Below are 13,858 nucleotides of genomic sequence, written 5' to 3'. Positions count from 1 at the left end.
TGCTGGCGTACGGAAGCTGCCCCGGCGCTGAAATAAGTGCAGTCATGGCCCTGTCTGCCGCGTCGCAATATGCTCGGACAAATTGATGAGCATGACGTAAATCTTTGTTTTTTCGCACTATAATGGAACATGAGTTGACGAACGTCTGTTCGTTTTCCTGCCGCATGGCTAAAGCTTGTTGCGATACAAAATGTGGAATATTCAATGAATAGTGCAAAAAAGGTTTCGGAGCGCTTGATCAAGAAATATCCAAACCGCCGCCTCTATGACACACAGACCAGTTCCTACATCACTCTCGCCGATGTGAAGCAGCTGGTATTGGACAGGGAGGAATTCACCGTCGTCGATGCCAAAACGGATGAAAACCTGACGCGCAGCATTCTCTTGCAAATCATTCTCGAGGAAGAAGCGAACGGCACCCCGATGTTCTCCAGCGATGCCTTGTCCCAGATCATCCGTTATTACGGACATGCAATGCAGGGCATGATGGGTTCATACCTGGAGAAAAATATCGAAGCCTTCATCGACATCCAGAACAAGTTGGCCGAAAGCTCCAAGGGTTTCTATGAAGGCAAGCCCTTCAGCCCGGAGATGTGGACGCAGTTCATGAACGTGCAAGGGCCGATGATGCAGGGCATGATGAGCAACTATATCGAGCAATCGAAGAACCTGTTCATCCAGATGCAGGAACAGATGCAGAATCAGACCAAGAACATGTTCACCGCATTTCCCTTCGGGACAGGCGAAAAGAACAAGAAATGATTCAATAAGAGCAAGCCGCGCCGGGTTTGCACCGGGCAAAGGCTAGTCGATGAAAGGGTACAATAGCGGATTCGCTTTGTACCCTTTTTTGTTATGTCCAAGCTTCCTCAATCTCCCAAAGTCGGTTTCGTCTCGCTCGGCTGCCCGAAGGCACTCGTGGATTCGGAACAGATCCTGACCCAGCTGCGTGCCGAAGGCTATGAGACGGCCAAATCCTACGACGGCGCCGACTTGGTCATCGTCAATACCTGCGGCTTCATCGATGCTGCTGTGCAGGAGTCGCTCGATGCGATCGGCGAAGCGCTGAATGAAAACGGCAAGGTCATCGTCACCGGCTGCCTTGGCGCGAAAAAGGATGCGGCCGGCAACGACATCATCCAAAGCGTCCATCCCAAAGTACTCGAAGTCACGGGTCCGCATGCAGTCGGCGAAGTGATGTCCGCGGTGCACAGGCATTTGCCGAAGCCGCACGAGCCCTTCATCGACCTGGTGCCGCCGCAAGGCATCAAGCTCACACCCAAGCACTACGCTTACCTGAAGATTTCCGAAGGCTGCAACCATCGCTGCAGCTTCTGCATCATCCCGTCGATGCGCGGCGATCTGGTGTCGCGCCCGATTGCGGAAGTGATGCTGGAAGCGGAAAACCTGTTCAAGGCAGGCGTGAAGGAATTGCTGGTGATTTCGCAGGACACCAGCGCCTATGGCGTGGATGTGAAATTCCGTACCGGCTTCTGGAACGGCAAGCCGGTGAAGACCCACATGACCCAGCTGGTGGCTGCGCTGGGCGAGCTCGCGGCCCAGTATGGCGCCTGGGTACGGCTGCACTATGTCTATCCCTATCCGCATGTCGACGAAGTGATTCCCCTGATGAATGCGGGAACGGTGGTGCCGTACCTGGATGTGCCGCTGCAGCATGCCCATCCGGACGTGCTGAAGCGGATGAAGCGTCCGGCCAATGGCGAGAAGAATCTCGACCGCATCCAGGCATGGCGCAAGATGTGCCCGGACCTGACGATCCGCTCCACCTTCATCGCCGGCTTCCCCGGGGAGACGGAACAGGAATTCCAGTACCTGCTCGACTTCCTGAAGGAAGCTGAGATCGACCGGCTGGGCTGCTTCGCCTATTCGCCGGTAGAAGGTGCGACGGCCAATCAGTTGCCGGACCCGGTGCCGGAAGAGGTGCGCGAGGAACGCCGGGCGCGCGTCATGGAATTGCAGGAAGAGATTTCGAAAAGACGCCAGCAGGCAAAGGTAGGCAAGACCATCCGCGTGCTGATCGATGAGATCGATGCCAGTGGCGGCGTGGGAAGGTCGGCGGCCGATGCGCCGGAAATCGACGGCGTGGTCTATGTCAAGCCGCCGTACGAGCCGCACCGGAAACTGCGGGTCGGCGAGTTTGTCGAAGTCCAGGTGACCGCGGCCGACGAGCATGACCTTTGGGCCGAAGCCTGAGGACAAACCTTCCCCCGGCGAGCGCATTCATCCAAGCGAGAACCGCGTGACTGACCGCAAATCCATCCAGACTGCGCTGATCCATAGCGACTACGCCGCGCCAGCAGGCTTTGCCGCCATGCCGGTAGCCATTCATCATGCATCGACAGTGCTGTTCAAGAATGTGGCCGCCATGCGCTCGCGCAACTGGCAGGACAAGAGCGCTTATACCTATGGATTGCATGGCACGCCGACTACTTTCACGCTGGAGGCGCGTCTGGCCGAAATCGAGGGCGGAAATCACTGCCTGCTGGCGCCCAGCGGATTGGCGGCGATTGCCATGGTGGATTTTGCGCTGCTCAAGGCCGGCGACGACCTGCTGATCCCGGACAATGTGTACAACCCCAATCGTGAACTCGCGAAGTGGCTGTCGCAGGATTTCGGCATCAGCGCGCGAGTGTACGATCCCCTGATCGGTGCCGGCATCGCCGAACTGATCCAGCCGAATACACGCCTGATCTGGACCGAAGCGCCGGGATCGGTATCCATGGAAGTGCCGGACATTCCCGCCATTTGCAGGGCGGCGCAAGCGAGAAGCGTGCAAGGGCAAAAGGTGTACGTGGCGATCGATAATACCTGGTCGGCGGGGCTCGGGTTTCGCGCCTTCGAGCATGGTGTCGACATCTCGATGCAGGCCCTGACCAAGTACCAGTCCGGCGGATCGGATGTGTTGATGGGTGCCGTCATCACCCGTGACAAGGACTTGATCCATCGGCTGGAACTGGCACACATGCGCATGGGGTATGGGGTGGGGGCGGATGACGCCTATCTCGTACTGCGCGGCCTGCCCACCATGAAGCTGCGTTTCGATGCACATGATGCCGGTGCCCGCAAGGTCGCCACATGGCTCAAGGAGCGGCCGGAGATCGCGCGCGTGCTGCATCCGGCCTTGCCCGACTGTCCAGGCCACGAGATATGGAGGCGCGACTTCAGCGGCGCGGGCGGACTGTTTTCCGTGATCTTCGACGAGCGCTATACCGAAGAGCAGACTGATCGTTTCGTCGACAGCCTCAAGCTGTTCAAGATCGGGTTCAGCTGGGGCGGGGCGCACAGCCTGTGCGTGCCTTACCGAATTCAGGGAATGCGCAGGAACTGGACTGACAAGGGACAACTCGTGCGCTTCAACATCGGTCTGGAAGATCCGCTGGATTTGATTGCCGACATCGAGCAGGCGCTGTCCGTGTTGTAAGCGCAGGCAACGTCCTCCTTCAGGTCGGCATGGGCTTGTTGTCGTTCAGGTAGAGGAAGCCCTTGATCAGGCGATAGGCTTTCCACACCCAGGCCGCGGTAAATACCAGCCAGGCGAGCGGGATGCCGATGACTGTCATGAACAGGATCACGCCGAGTGCCATCCAGAACAGGTACCACCAGAAGGACCGGATCTGCCAGCCGTGATGGCTGTAGACAAAGGTGCCGGCGGCGTCATCACGCTTCACATAGTTGATGATGAGCGGAATCCAGGAAAATGCGCCCAGCGAAAACAGAAAGCTGGCGCCATGCAGGAGATAAAGCCACCAGGCAAGATTCTTGGTGGACTGGAGATTGCTGTCGAACACGATTTCCTGAGACATTGCGGCTCCTTCTGCATGGCCAAAGGCCATATGGCATGGATCATTCGAACAATGGCAAGATGCCATCCAGCCCGACGAAATTCAAGGCCACATTCGCCTGTGCCCTGACAACCGGCTTTGCACGGAAAGCCACTGACAGGCCGGCGATTCCCATCATTTTCAAGTCATTGGCGCCGTCTCCCATCACGATTGCCCGTGATGGCGCAATGCCCAGTTCGGCGCAGACCCGCTCTACCGTATTTTTCTTTTCGTCCGCATCGACGATGCCGTTGAGCACGCGCCCGGTCAGCTTGCCTTCAATGATCTCGAGCACATTGGAGTGGGTGTAATCCAGACCCAGCCTTTCCTTCATCCTGTCAGTGAAAAAGGTGAAGCCGCCGGAAACGAGCAGGGTTTTCAGGCCTGCTGCTTTCACTGCGTGCAGCATCGTCTCGGCGCCCGGCGAAAGCTTCAGTCTTTCGTCGTAAACGCGCTGCAAGGCCCCGGCATCGAGGCCTTTCAACAGGGCTACCCGGCGCGTCAGGCTTTCGCGGAATTCGATTTCACCGCGCATCGCAGCCTCGGTGATTTCCGCCACTTGCGGCTTCAGGCCTTGCATATCCGCGATTTCATCGATGCATTCGATCGTGATCAGCGTGGAGTCCATGTCCATTGCAACCAAGCCGAAATCCGTCAGCCTGCGGCCAGGCTGGATGAAGGCGCCGTCGATCTTCGCCTCGAAGCAGGCGGCATAGACTCTTTCCTTGAGCGCGCCGGAGTGTTCCACGCCTTCGCAGCGCCAGGCATGCGCGTGGATGGGGGTGATGCGCTTTGCACCGGCGAGGGCGGCGATGCGTTCCACGCTTGTCTTGTCGGCTTGCTGGCCTTGGAGAATCAGATTCATGTTGGGGCTGCTCATGCAGTCTCGTTGGAGTTGATGAAAAAAATTAAGATACGAGCGAGCGGATAGTCGCCTTCACCTGCGATACCCGCGCCGCCAGGTCGGGCATGTTGGCCGTGATGCGCAGCTTGTCCTGTCCGTTCAGCTTGATGTGCCGGTTCTTCTGGATCAGCTCGATGATGCGCATCGCATCGATCGGCGGATTCGGTTCGAACTGCAACAAGGCCGCCTCGGCATGCGCATCGATCTTGACGATGCCGACCGGTTTGGCTGCAATCCGCAGACGGTGGGTCTCGATCAACGCCCGCACGGCGTCCGGCATCTTGCCGAAACGGTCGACCAGTTCCTCCTGCAAGTCATCGATCGCTTCCTGCGTTTCGCAATTGGCCAGCCGCTTGTAGAGCGACAGGCGCTCATGCACATCGCCGCAGTAATCGTTGGGCAGCAGGGCGGGAACATGCAGATTGATCTCGGTGGTGCTCGACAGGGGCGCAGCGAGATCCGGCTCCTTGCCATTCTTCAGGGCACGTACCGCTTCATTCAACATATCCGAATACAGCTGGAAGCCGACCTCCAGCATCTCGCCGGACTGGTTTTCTCCCAGCACCTCACCCGCGCCGCGGATTTCCAGGTCATGCATCGCGAGGTAGAAGCCGCTGCCGAGTTCTTCCATCTGCTGGATCGCTTCAAGGCGGCGCTGGGCCTGCTTGCTCAAGCCCTGCACATCGTGCACCAGCAGGTAAGCGTAGGCCTGGTGGTGCGAGCGGCCAACCCGGCCGCGCAGCTGATGCAATTGCGCCAGGCCGAACTTGTCGGCACGATGCATGATGATGGTATTCGCGGTCGGCACGTCGATGCCGGTTTCGATGATGGTAGTGCAGAGCAGGATATTGAAACGTTGCGACACGAAGTCGCGCATCACCTTTTCCAGTTCGCGCTCATGCATCTGGCCGTGCGCCACGCCGATGCGCGCCTCGGGCAGCAGGGCTTCCAGCATCGCCTTGCGGTTTTCGATGGTCTCGACTTCATTGTGCAGGAAGTAAACCTGGCCGCCGCGCTTCAGTTCGCGCAGGCAGGCTTCGCGGATCACCGAATCATCTTCCCGGCGCACGAAGGTCTTGATCGCGAGCCGCTTCTGCGGCGCGGTTGCAATCACCGAAAAGTCGCGCAAGCCTTCGAGCGCCATGCCGAGCGTACGTGGAATCGGAGTCGCGGTCAGGGTCAGCACATCGACTTCGGCGCGCAAGGCTTTCAGCGCCTCCTTCTGCCGCACGCCGAAACGGTGCTCCTCGTCGATAATGACCAGCCCGAGGCGGGCGAACTTCACTTCATCGGACAGCAACTTGTGCGTACCGATCACGATATCGATCGTGCCTTCGGCCAGGCCCTTGATCGCCTGCGTCACTTCCTTGCCGGTGCGGAAGCGCGACAGTTCGGCGATCCTTACCGGCCAGTCCGCAAAGCGGTCGGCAAAGGTTTGCGCATGCTGTTCCGCCAGCAGTGTGGTGGGCGCCAGGATCGCCACCTGCTTGCCGCCCATGACAGCGACAAATGCGGCGCGCAGCGCGACCTCGGTCTTGCCGAAGCCGACATCGCCGCAGATCAGGCGATCCATCGGTTTGCCGCTGGTCATGTCCTTGATGACGGCATTGATCGCAGCACTCTGGTCCGGCGTTTCTTCGAAGCCGAAGCTTTCCGCGAACGTCTCGTAGTCACGTGCCGAATACTGGAAGGCATGGCCTTGCCGCGCTGCGCGGCGGGCATAGAGGTTGAGCAATTCGGCCGCCGTGTCGCGGATCTGCTGGGCTGCCTTGCGCTTGGCCTTTTCCCATTGCCCGGAGCCGAGTGCGTGCAAGGGTGCATCTTCCGGCGAGGCACCGGAATAGCGGGAGATCACGTGCAGTTGCGAGACCGGCACATACAGCTTGGTTTCCTTCGCGTACTCGAGGTGCAGGAACTCGGTTTCGCCCGCGCCGAGGTCCATGCTGACCAGTCCCATGTAGCGGCCGATTCCATGGTTGACATGCACCACCGGATCGCCGACCTTGAGCTCGGACAGGTCGCGCACCATGGACTCGACCTGGGTTGCGCCTTCCTGCTTCCTCCGGCCGGCGCGGCGCCCGGTCCCGGCATAGAGTTCGGTTTCGGTAATGAAGGCGAGGTTGCCGTTCGATTCGCCGAGTTCGAAGCCGGCATGAAGCGGGGCGACGCCGAGCATCAGCTTGGCCGATGCGGTAGCGAAGTCGGCGTAGTCCTCGCACAGCTGCAGGGCAAGGCCGAATTCGCTGAAATACTGGTGCAGCGTTTCGCGGCGACCCGCCGAGTCGGCGCAGATCATCACGCGCTTGCCGGTTTGCAGGAGGTAGGCGCGCAGATTGGTCAGCGGATCATCGAGGCGGCGGTTGACGGCAACATTGGGAATCGGCGCCGATATTTCGGATGCTGTGTCTCCCTGCTGTATTACCCATCTGCCATGCGGCTTGGCCAGGGTGAAGAAATCATCCACCGTCAGGAACAGGTTTTCCGGGGGAAGCAGCGGGCGTTCCCGGTCAGCCTTCAGGAATTTGTAGCGGGATTCGGTATCGGTCCAGAAGCGCCGGATGGCACCATCGATGTCACCGACCAGAGCAAGTATTGCATCCGGCGGCAGGTACTGGAACAGTGTCGCGGTTTCTTCGAAGAACAGCGGCAGGTAGTATTCGATGCCGGCGGGGGCGATCCCGTTGCCGATATCCTTGTAAATCGGAGAACGGGACGGGTCTCCCTCGAATTCTTCGCGCCAGCGGCTTCTGAAGGCCGTACGCGATTGTTCATCCATCGGGAATTCGCGTCCCGGCAGCATGCGCACTTCCTTGACCGGATAGAGCGAGCGCTGGGTATCCGCATCGAAGGTGCGGATGCTCTCGATGGTGTCGCCGAACAGGTCGATGCGGTAAGGCAGGGCAGAGCCCATCGGGAACAGGTCGATCAGGCCGCCGCGCACTGAATATTCACCGGGCGACATGACCTGGCTGACATGGGTATAGCCGGCCAGCGTCAGCTGGGACCTGAGCCGGGCCTCGTCGAGGGTTTCGCCCTGCTTGAAAAAGAAGGTGTAGGCGGCAAGGAAGGAGGGCGGAGCCATGCGCACCAGTGCCGTCGTGGCCGGAACGATCAGGACATCACATTGTCCGGTCTGGATTTCGTAAAGCGTCGCGAGGCGTTCGGATACCAGGTCCTGGTGCGGAGAGAATGCGTCGTAAGGCAGGGTTTCCCAATCGGGCAACAGATGGCAGCGCAAGCTCGCTTCCTTGTCAGCGAACCAGGGGATTTCCTGGCGCAGCCGTTGCGCATCGGTCGCACTGGCAGCCACGACCGCGAGCATCCGTCCCTGCGCCTTGAGCTCCGTTGCCGCCTGCGCCAGTGCATAGGCATCGGTAGAGCCGTGGACTGCAGGCAGGGCGAAACGGTTACCGGCTTTGGGGAGGGATTTCTTTAAATCGAATGACATCGAGCAGAGACATCTAAAATGTCATGGAGGCCGGACAGTGCACTTGCATCGGGATTCCGGCTGGACTGGATTGTCGAAAAAGATCCGGTGATTATAAACTAAGCCCTTTTCCGAAGCTGAGGCTGCAGCCATTCCAAAACGGCGACGTTGCCGGCCATGAAATCCTGCAAACACGAACAATGACTACCTCCCGCTTTTATGCGCTCGTCCCTGCCGCCGGTGTTGGCGCGCGCATGGGCACAAACATTCCCAAGCAATACATGCCGCTTGCCGGCAAGCCCATCCTGCTGCATGCCCTCGAAACCTTTGCGGCACTGCCGGCGATCGCGCATACCTATGTGGTGGTGAATGCGGACGATGCCTATATCCGTGATGTCCTGGCATCCGAGAAACACCTGTCCGACAGGCTGACGGTGATCTACGACGGCGGCTCAACCCGGCAGCAATCGGTGCTCAATGGCCTGCATCATTTGCGTGAGCGGCTTGCCGACGACGACTGGGTGCTGGTGCATGATGCTGCCCGCCCGGGCCTGAGCGTTGATCTGGTTGCGCGTCTGCTGGAAGAGCTTCGGGAAGATGCAGTGGGTGGCTTGCTTGCCATGCCCGTTGTCGATACGCTCAAACGGGCTGACGGCGAGGGGCGTGTAGAAGCAACCGTACCTCGGGCCGGCATGTGGGCAGCCCAGACACCGCAGATGTTCCGCTATGCGTTGCTGTGCAGGGCGCTGGAACAGGCGCAAGAGGTCACCGATGAAGCAAGCGCAGTCGAGGCGCTGGGTCTGCGGCCGAAACTGGTGGGGGGCAGCCCGCGCAACTTCAAGATCACCCTGCCGCACGACATTGCACTGGCAGAACTGTATTTGAAAGGAATCGAATGAATCAACCGCCCTTCCGGATTGGCCAGGGTTATGATTGCCACGCTCTGGTCCAGGGTCGCAATCTCATCATCGGCGGCGTAACCATCCCGCATAGAACGGGCTTGCTCGGCCATTCCGATGCCGATGTCCTGTTGCATGCAATTACCGATGCAATCCTCGGCGCGGCTGGCCTCGGTGATATCGGCCGCCATTTTCCCGATACCGATCCTCAATTCTCCGGTGCAGATTCACGGGTACTGTTGCGCGAGGCGTGCAAGCGGGTCAACCAGGCTGGCTATGTGATCGGCAATATTGACGCAACGATCATTGCCCAGGCACCGAAGATGGCACCGCATATCCCGTCGATGATCGAACACGTTGCCGCAGACCTTCAAATCGAGAAGGGATGGGTGAACATCAAGGCCAAGACCAACGAGAAATTGGGTTATCTCGGGCGCGAGGAAGGCATTGCGGCAGAAGCCGTGGCGCTGATTTATGCCAGCAGCACGTAACGGGGCTGGCAGCCCGCTCACTGCCTCTTGAACGATGCTGCCGTGTGTGCACCAGCCGAAGGCAGTCTGAGTCCGCGCGGATTCAACTCACGGTAAGAGCATCACTTGCCTCTACACGCATGCCGTGTAACGGCGAAGGGAGAAACGGGACCGGCAATCAGCCACCGCCGATTGCCCGGACAACCCGGCCGGTACCATTGCATGCCGGGCATTTGGCTCCGCCTTCTTTCTTGCCAGTGCCATTGCATTCCAGACATAAATCCTCCCCCGTGCCTGGCGCGCCCGGCATTGCCTCGTCGCCAGGATTGAGCCGGGTTGGTTTGGCTGTCTGGTTGTTTTGTGTACCGGAAGATGACGAATTCATGAGGCCTCCTATCGAATTGAGGCTGGCTGAAAAACACGATACTGCTTTCTGCGGCCTGCTTTTGCAGATCCAGCAACCCTTAATAGATTGATCAAAGTGATTGAAGTTCAACCAGCGAGGTCATGCGCAGGCGGGAAGCTTGCCCCTGTTTAAAACGAGTGGTGCGGGACCTAGAGGCGGGGAGCGATGCGTGGCATGGAAATTTTGATCAGCAAGCCACCGCCTTCGCGATTGCTGACCTCGAGAATGCCCTGATGCCGCCTGACGATGCGGTCAACGATTGCCAGGCCGAGACCGGCACCGTTGGCTTGGCCTCGGGCCGCATCCAATCGTGTGAACGGCCGCAACAGCCGGTCGATTTCATTATCGGGAACGCCGGCCCCATGATCCGCGATTTCGATAATCGCCTTGGCATCTTCCACATGGCAGTTCACGTCAACATGCGCAATCCCCGTACCCGGGGTCTTGCCGTAGCGCCGCGCGTTCTCGATCAGGTTGTTGATCACGCGTCGCAAGTCGACGGGGTTGCCCATCACTTCGACGCCACCGGTGATATAGGTCTCCACCTTCACGTCCGGCAGGCGAGCCGCCTCATGGGCCGATTCATTGAGCAACGCGGTGAGATTGACTGCTACGAAACTGCCTGCATCTGTCGGTCTTGCATAGTCGAGGAATTGGCCGATGATCGCGTCCATCTGGCCCAGATCCGATTTCATGCCTTCGCGTGCTTCGCTGGGCAAGCCCGCCATCTCGACTTCCAGTTGCATCCGCGTGAGGGGAGTGCGCAAGTCATGCGAAATGCCGGCAAGAATCATCGCGCGGTCGGATTCGACCCGGTTGAGGTCCGCGATCATCTGGTTGAAGCTGCGATTCGCTTCCCGAATCTCGGTTGGCCCTTTCTCCGGCAGCGGTGGCGGCGGCTGCCCTTTGGCGACGGCGCGCGTGGCATTCGTGATATTGGCAAGCGGCTGATTGATCAGGCGCGAGATGAATACTGCGCCCAGCAAGGACAGGACCAGGGTAATGGTTGCCCAGCCTATCCACTGGATGCTGGATACGCGTTCGATGCGGTCCCGGTCGAGCCGCAGCCAGTATTCGTCATCTTCGATCTTGAAGCTGATCCAGAAGCCTTCAACATCATTGACCTTCTTCGCGAACTTGGTATCGGCACCGAGTCTCGCTCGGACATTATCCTGGAGCACCGGCATTAGCGCGCTGTCGGTAGGCGGCTCGATCACGTCGGTTTTTTCCAGCGGATAGATGCGTATCCCTTCATTGCTGGCAAGATCGAACAGCAGTTCGCTGCGCAAGTCCGGCGCTGAATGGGTGAGGGCGGCACGGGTCACCGTGACGATGGAAATGATCTGGGCTGCGAGTTGCTGTGCGCGCGGCGTGCGCTCCACCATGCGGAAGCTGGTGATCCAGGCCGCGAGGCTGGCGGTGATCAGGAAGCCAAGCAGAAAAAACGTCCGCCAAAACAGGCCGCTCTTCAGCCAGTTAAGGCGATGCTGGATATTCGGCATCGAAGTCCGTGCTGACGCGCCAGTGATGCTAGCGAGGTTGCCCTTCAGGGATGAAGACATAGCCGAGGCCCCAGACAGTCTGGATGTAAATCGGACTAGACGGATCCGGCTCGATCAGTTTGCGCAGGCGCGAGATCTGCACGTCCAGGCTGCGGTCAAACACTTCATATTCGCGACCTCGTGCGAGCTCCATCAATTTTTCGCGGGAAAGCGGTTGCCGGGCATGACGTGCAAACACCTTCAGCACCGAAAACTCCCCGGTGGTAAGCGAAATCGTTTCGCCGTTTTTTTTCAGCGTGCGGGTCCCAAGGTCGAGCACGAAATCGCCGAATTGGAAAGTTTGTGGAGTTTCGGAAGGCGCGCCCGGAATTTCATCAGGCCCCTTGCGGCGCAAGACGGCATTGATGCGGGCAACCAGTTCGCGCGGATTGAACGGTTTGGGGAGATAGTCGTCTGCGCCCATTTCAAGGCCGACAATCCGGTCTACATCTTCCCCTTTGGCGGTAAGCATGATGATCGGCGTTTGATCGCCAGCCCCGCGCAGGCGCCTGCAAATCGACAAGCCATCTTCGCCAGGGAGCATCAGATCGAGCACCAGCAGATCGTAGCGCTCCCTGATCCACAACTTGTTCATTGCAGCGGCGCTTTCGGCGGTGACGACATTGAATCCTTGTTCGCCAAGATAGCGGCGCAACAGGTCGCGCAAACGGAGGTCGTCGTCGACTACAAGAATTTTGCCCTGGTGGCCGCCGGAACCCTGATTGGGCGGAGTCGTCGTTGCATTCATTGTATTCATGGCGCTATGGTAACTTCAGAAATTCGGAGAACGATATCGGTTGTCAAAACCATTACAAACTGTTACAGACTTTACGTTAAACCCGTTATGACAGTCAATGATGAGGAATACACTAGGATTCATCTTGCCGCTTGACCGGGACAAGGCGCTTCTCCTGATATCGAGGACTGGTGCCGGGTATCAGGAAACAGTGATTTATGAACACGGTACTGAAAAAACTAACTGTAATTCTCCTGTTGACTTTAGGTGCTGCATACACCTTTGCGAACCCTGGCGGCCACTGGGAGTCGCCGGAAGCACCGTCCGCCCGATTTGTTCAGCAAGTGTTCACGGATAGCGACGTGCAACGCATTGAGCAGCAAGCGAATCGGCAGAACACCCGCATCCGGTTGCGCGAAAGCCTGTACGAGACAGGTGACTATGAAGTGGCAAGAGGAAACGGCATGAATGGTGCCTCGGATAGTCCTAAAAAACAAGGGAAATTGTCACCCGAGGATCGCCGGACCTTGCGTCGCCAGATTGACGAAGCCAGTCACGATATCTATACGCAAAAGCGTTGATGCCATTGGCCGGGAAGCTGCATTCCCTGTGGTTCATAGGTTTCTCGTCAATCACTGCCTCGCATCGACATTGCAGTATTGGCCACTCAGGCTTGAAGCAGGAGAGAGGCGCAAGCTGCCGGCAACAAAGCGTCGAAGCCTAAGTGCAAAACCAATCCCGGGAATTAATCCTCCGGCCTCTGCTTTTTCCTCGCAAGTTCGGATGTCAGTTCGATAAAATCCGCGTAAAGCCGTGCATAGCGCGCGTCCCATTCCGCAAGCGCCTTGCGCTGCCTTTCTGCGGTTTGCATGTCGCCGCGTGCGACAGGCCCCGTCAGTGCATTCGCAGTCCCGATGCGAAAGATGTTGTCGACGGTTTCCCGCACCAAGGGTTCCATCAATTTGAGTGCGACATCCGGCGGGATTCCGGATTTGACATACGATGCTTTGGCAACATCGAGCAAGGTCGTCAGGTAGTTGCAGGCGAAAACCGAAGCTGCATGGTACAGAACCTTCGACTCTGAAAGAATCGGCACGAGTTGTGCGCCGATTGCTGAAAATGCACTGGCAAGCACTTCAAGGGCTTGCGGATCGCCTTCCACACCGCAAAAGGTGCCTGCAAAATTCTTCGCAACCTGCCCGGGCATGGCGAAACTTCGGATGGGGTGGACGCTCGCGGTCGCCGCGCCTCGGCCGTGCGCCGCTTGCAATTCCGTCGAGCGCAAGGCGCCGCTGCAGTGGAAGACGATGCTTTCATTCGAGAATAAGCTTGCCTCCGCCAGGCTTGCGCAGATAGCCGCTATCCGGTCATCCGGTGTCGTGATCATGTAAACATCGGCGCGACGCAAGTCCTCATTCTTGTCGACGGCCCGCCCGGCGCCGATGAAGGTTACGGCGCGCTGCGCGCTGTCAAGCGAACGGCACATGACATCCTGGATGGCAAATGTCTGGTGGATGGACCAGAGTCGCCCCAGCGTCTTTCCGACGTTTCCAGCACCAATAATGTTCAGGGTCTTGCTCAAGGCTGTATTCCTTCACCACGGTCTTGCTTCACCATGCCTTACGGATAACAA

12 protein-coding genes are annotated in these 13,858 nt (G+C 58.6%); 6 read left to right on the top strand and 6 right to left on the bottom strand.

The annotated features are described in order from the left end of the window. The first annotated feature begins 204 nt into the window (after positions 1 to 204). The 3 genes from phaR (at position 205) to HGHM_RS08555 (ending at position 3,442) form a co-directional block, all read left to right on the top strand. A complete protein-coding gene (gene phaR, locus HGHM_RS08565; RefSeq protein WP_019141110.1) occupies positions 205 to 762 on the top strand; it encodes a polyhydroxyalkanoate synthesis repressor PhaR in 558 nt (185 codons plus the stop codon). Between the two features lie 93 nt (positions 763 to 855). Then, positions 856 to 2,214: a 30S ribosomal protein S12 methylthiotransferase RimO gene (gene rimO / locus HGHM_RS08560; RefSeq protein WP_019141109.1), complete on the top strand. Its 1,359-nt coding sequence runs from the start codon at positions 856 to 858 to the stop codon at positions 2,212 to 2,214. A gap of 46 nt (positions 2,215 to 2,260) precedes the next feature. Beyond that, positions 2,261 to 3,442, top strand: a complete 1,182-nt coding sequence (locus HGHM_RS08555; protein ID WP_020693834.1) for a cystathionine beta-lyase — start codon at positions 2,261 to 2,263, stop codon at positions 3,440 to 3,442. A 19-nt stretch (positions 3,443 to 3,461) separates the two neighbouring features. On the opposite strand, the gene HGHM_RS08550 is transcribed toward HGHM_RS08555, so the two are convergent. Genes HGHM_RS08550 through mfd form a run of 3 tightly spaced genes read right to left on the bottom strand, consistent with a single transcriptional unit; the run spans position 3,462 to position 8,194 of the window. Continuing rightward, positions 3,462 to 3,824, bottom strand: a complete 363-nt coding sequence (locus HGHM_RS08550) for a DUF4870 family protein (RefSeq protein ID WP_026075829.1) — start codon at positions 3,822 to 3,824, stop codon at positions 3,462 to 3,464. Between the two features lie 40 nt (positions 3,825 to 3,864). Continuing rightward, positions 3,865 to 4,707 carry a phosphoserine phosphatase SerB gene (gene serB, locus HGHM_RS08545; protein WP_026075828.1) on the bottom strand — a complete coding sequence of 281 codons (843 nt, stop codon included), beginning with the start codon at positions 4,705 to 4,707 and terminating at the stop codon, positions 3,865 to 3,867. Positions 4,708 to 4,750: 43 nt separating this feature from the next. Next, on the bottom strand, positions 4,751 to 8,194 hold the full coding sequence (gene mfd, locus HGHM_RS08540; protein WP_019141105.1) for a transcription-repair coupling factor: 3,444 nt from the start codon (positions 8,192 to 8,194) through the stop codon (positions 4,751 to 4,753). A 179-nt stretch (positions 8,195 to 8,373) separates the two neighbouring features. Here mfd and ispD point away from each other — a divergent pair, with 179 nt between their 5' ends. Together ispD and ispF are read left to right on the top strand one after the other, a co-directional pair. Further along, complete coding sequence (gene ispD / locus HGHM_RS08535) at positions 8,374 to 9,072, top strand: 2-C-methyl-D-erythritol 4-phosphate cytidylyltransferase (RefSeq protein ID WP_019141104.1); 699 nt, start codon at positions 8,374 to 8,376, stop codon at positions 9,070 to 9,072. Continuing rightward, positions 9,069 to 9,563, top strand: coding sequence for a 2-C-methyl-D-erythritol 2,4-cyclodiphosphate synthase (gene ispF / locus HGHM_RS08530; protein ID WP_019141103.1), 495 nt, complete (start codon positions 9,069 to 9,071; stop codon positions 9,561 to 9,563). The genes ispD and ispF overlap by 4 nt, the downstream gene beginning before the upstream one ends. Positions 9,564 to 10,097: 534 nt before the next feature. Here the strand turns inward: ispF and HGHM_RS08525 are convergent. Both HGHM_RS08525 and ompR read right to left on the bottom strand, forming a co-directional pair. After that, the gene (locus HGHM_RS08525; protein ID WP_019141102.1) at positions 10,098 to 11,450 is read right to left on the bottom strand and encodes an ATP-binding protein; all 1,353 of its coding nucleotides are present in this window, start codon (positions 11,448 to 11,450) and stop codon (positions 10,098 to 10,100) included. A gap of 28 nt (positions 11,451 to 11,478) precedes the next feature. Further along, positions 11,479 to 12,237 (bottom strand): osmolarity response regulator transcription factor OmpR, encoded by a 759-nt coding sequence (gene ompR, locus HGHM_RS08520; RefSeq protein ID WP_019141101.1) that lies wholly within the window; start codon positions 12,235 to 12,237, stop codon positions 11,479 to 11,481. 206 nt (positions 12,238 to 12,443) lie between these two features. On the opposite strand from ompR, the gene HGHM_RS23480 reads away from it, so the two are divergent. Next, entirely contained in the window at positions 12,444 to 12,806 is a 363-nt protein-coding gene (locus tag HGHM_RS23480) for a hypothetical protein (RefSeq protein WP_019141100.1), read from the top strand. A gap of 164 nt (positions 12,807 to 12,970) precedes the next feature. Here the strand turns inward: HGHM_RS23480 and HGHM_RS08510 are convergent, their stop codons facing one another. Then, positions 12,971 to 13,807, bottom strand: coding sequence for a Rossmann-like and DUF2520 domain-containing protein (locus HGHM_RS08510; RefSeq protein ID WP_019141099.1), 837 nt, complete (start codon positions 13,805 to 13,807; stop codon positions 12,971 to 12,973). Positions 13,808 to 13,858 lie beyond the last annotated feature (51 nt).

This window comes from Noviherbaspirillum massiliense JC206, assembly GCF_000312045.1.
GTDB lineage: Bacteria > Pseudomonadota > Gammaproteobacteria > Burkholderiales > Burkholderiaceae_D > Noviherbaspirillum > Noviherbaspirillum massiliense.
Note: the sequence above shows the minus strand (reverse complement) of the source record. Positions and strands in the feature narration are given on the sequence as shown.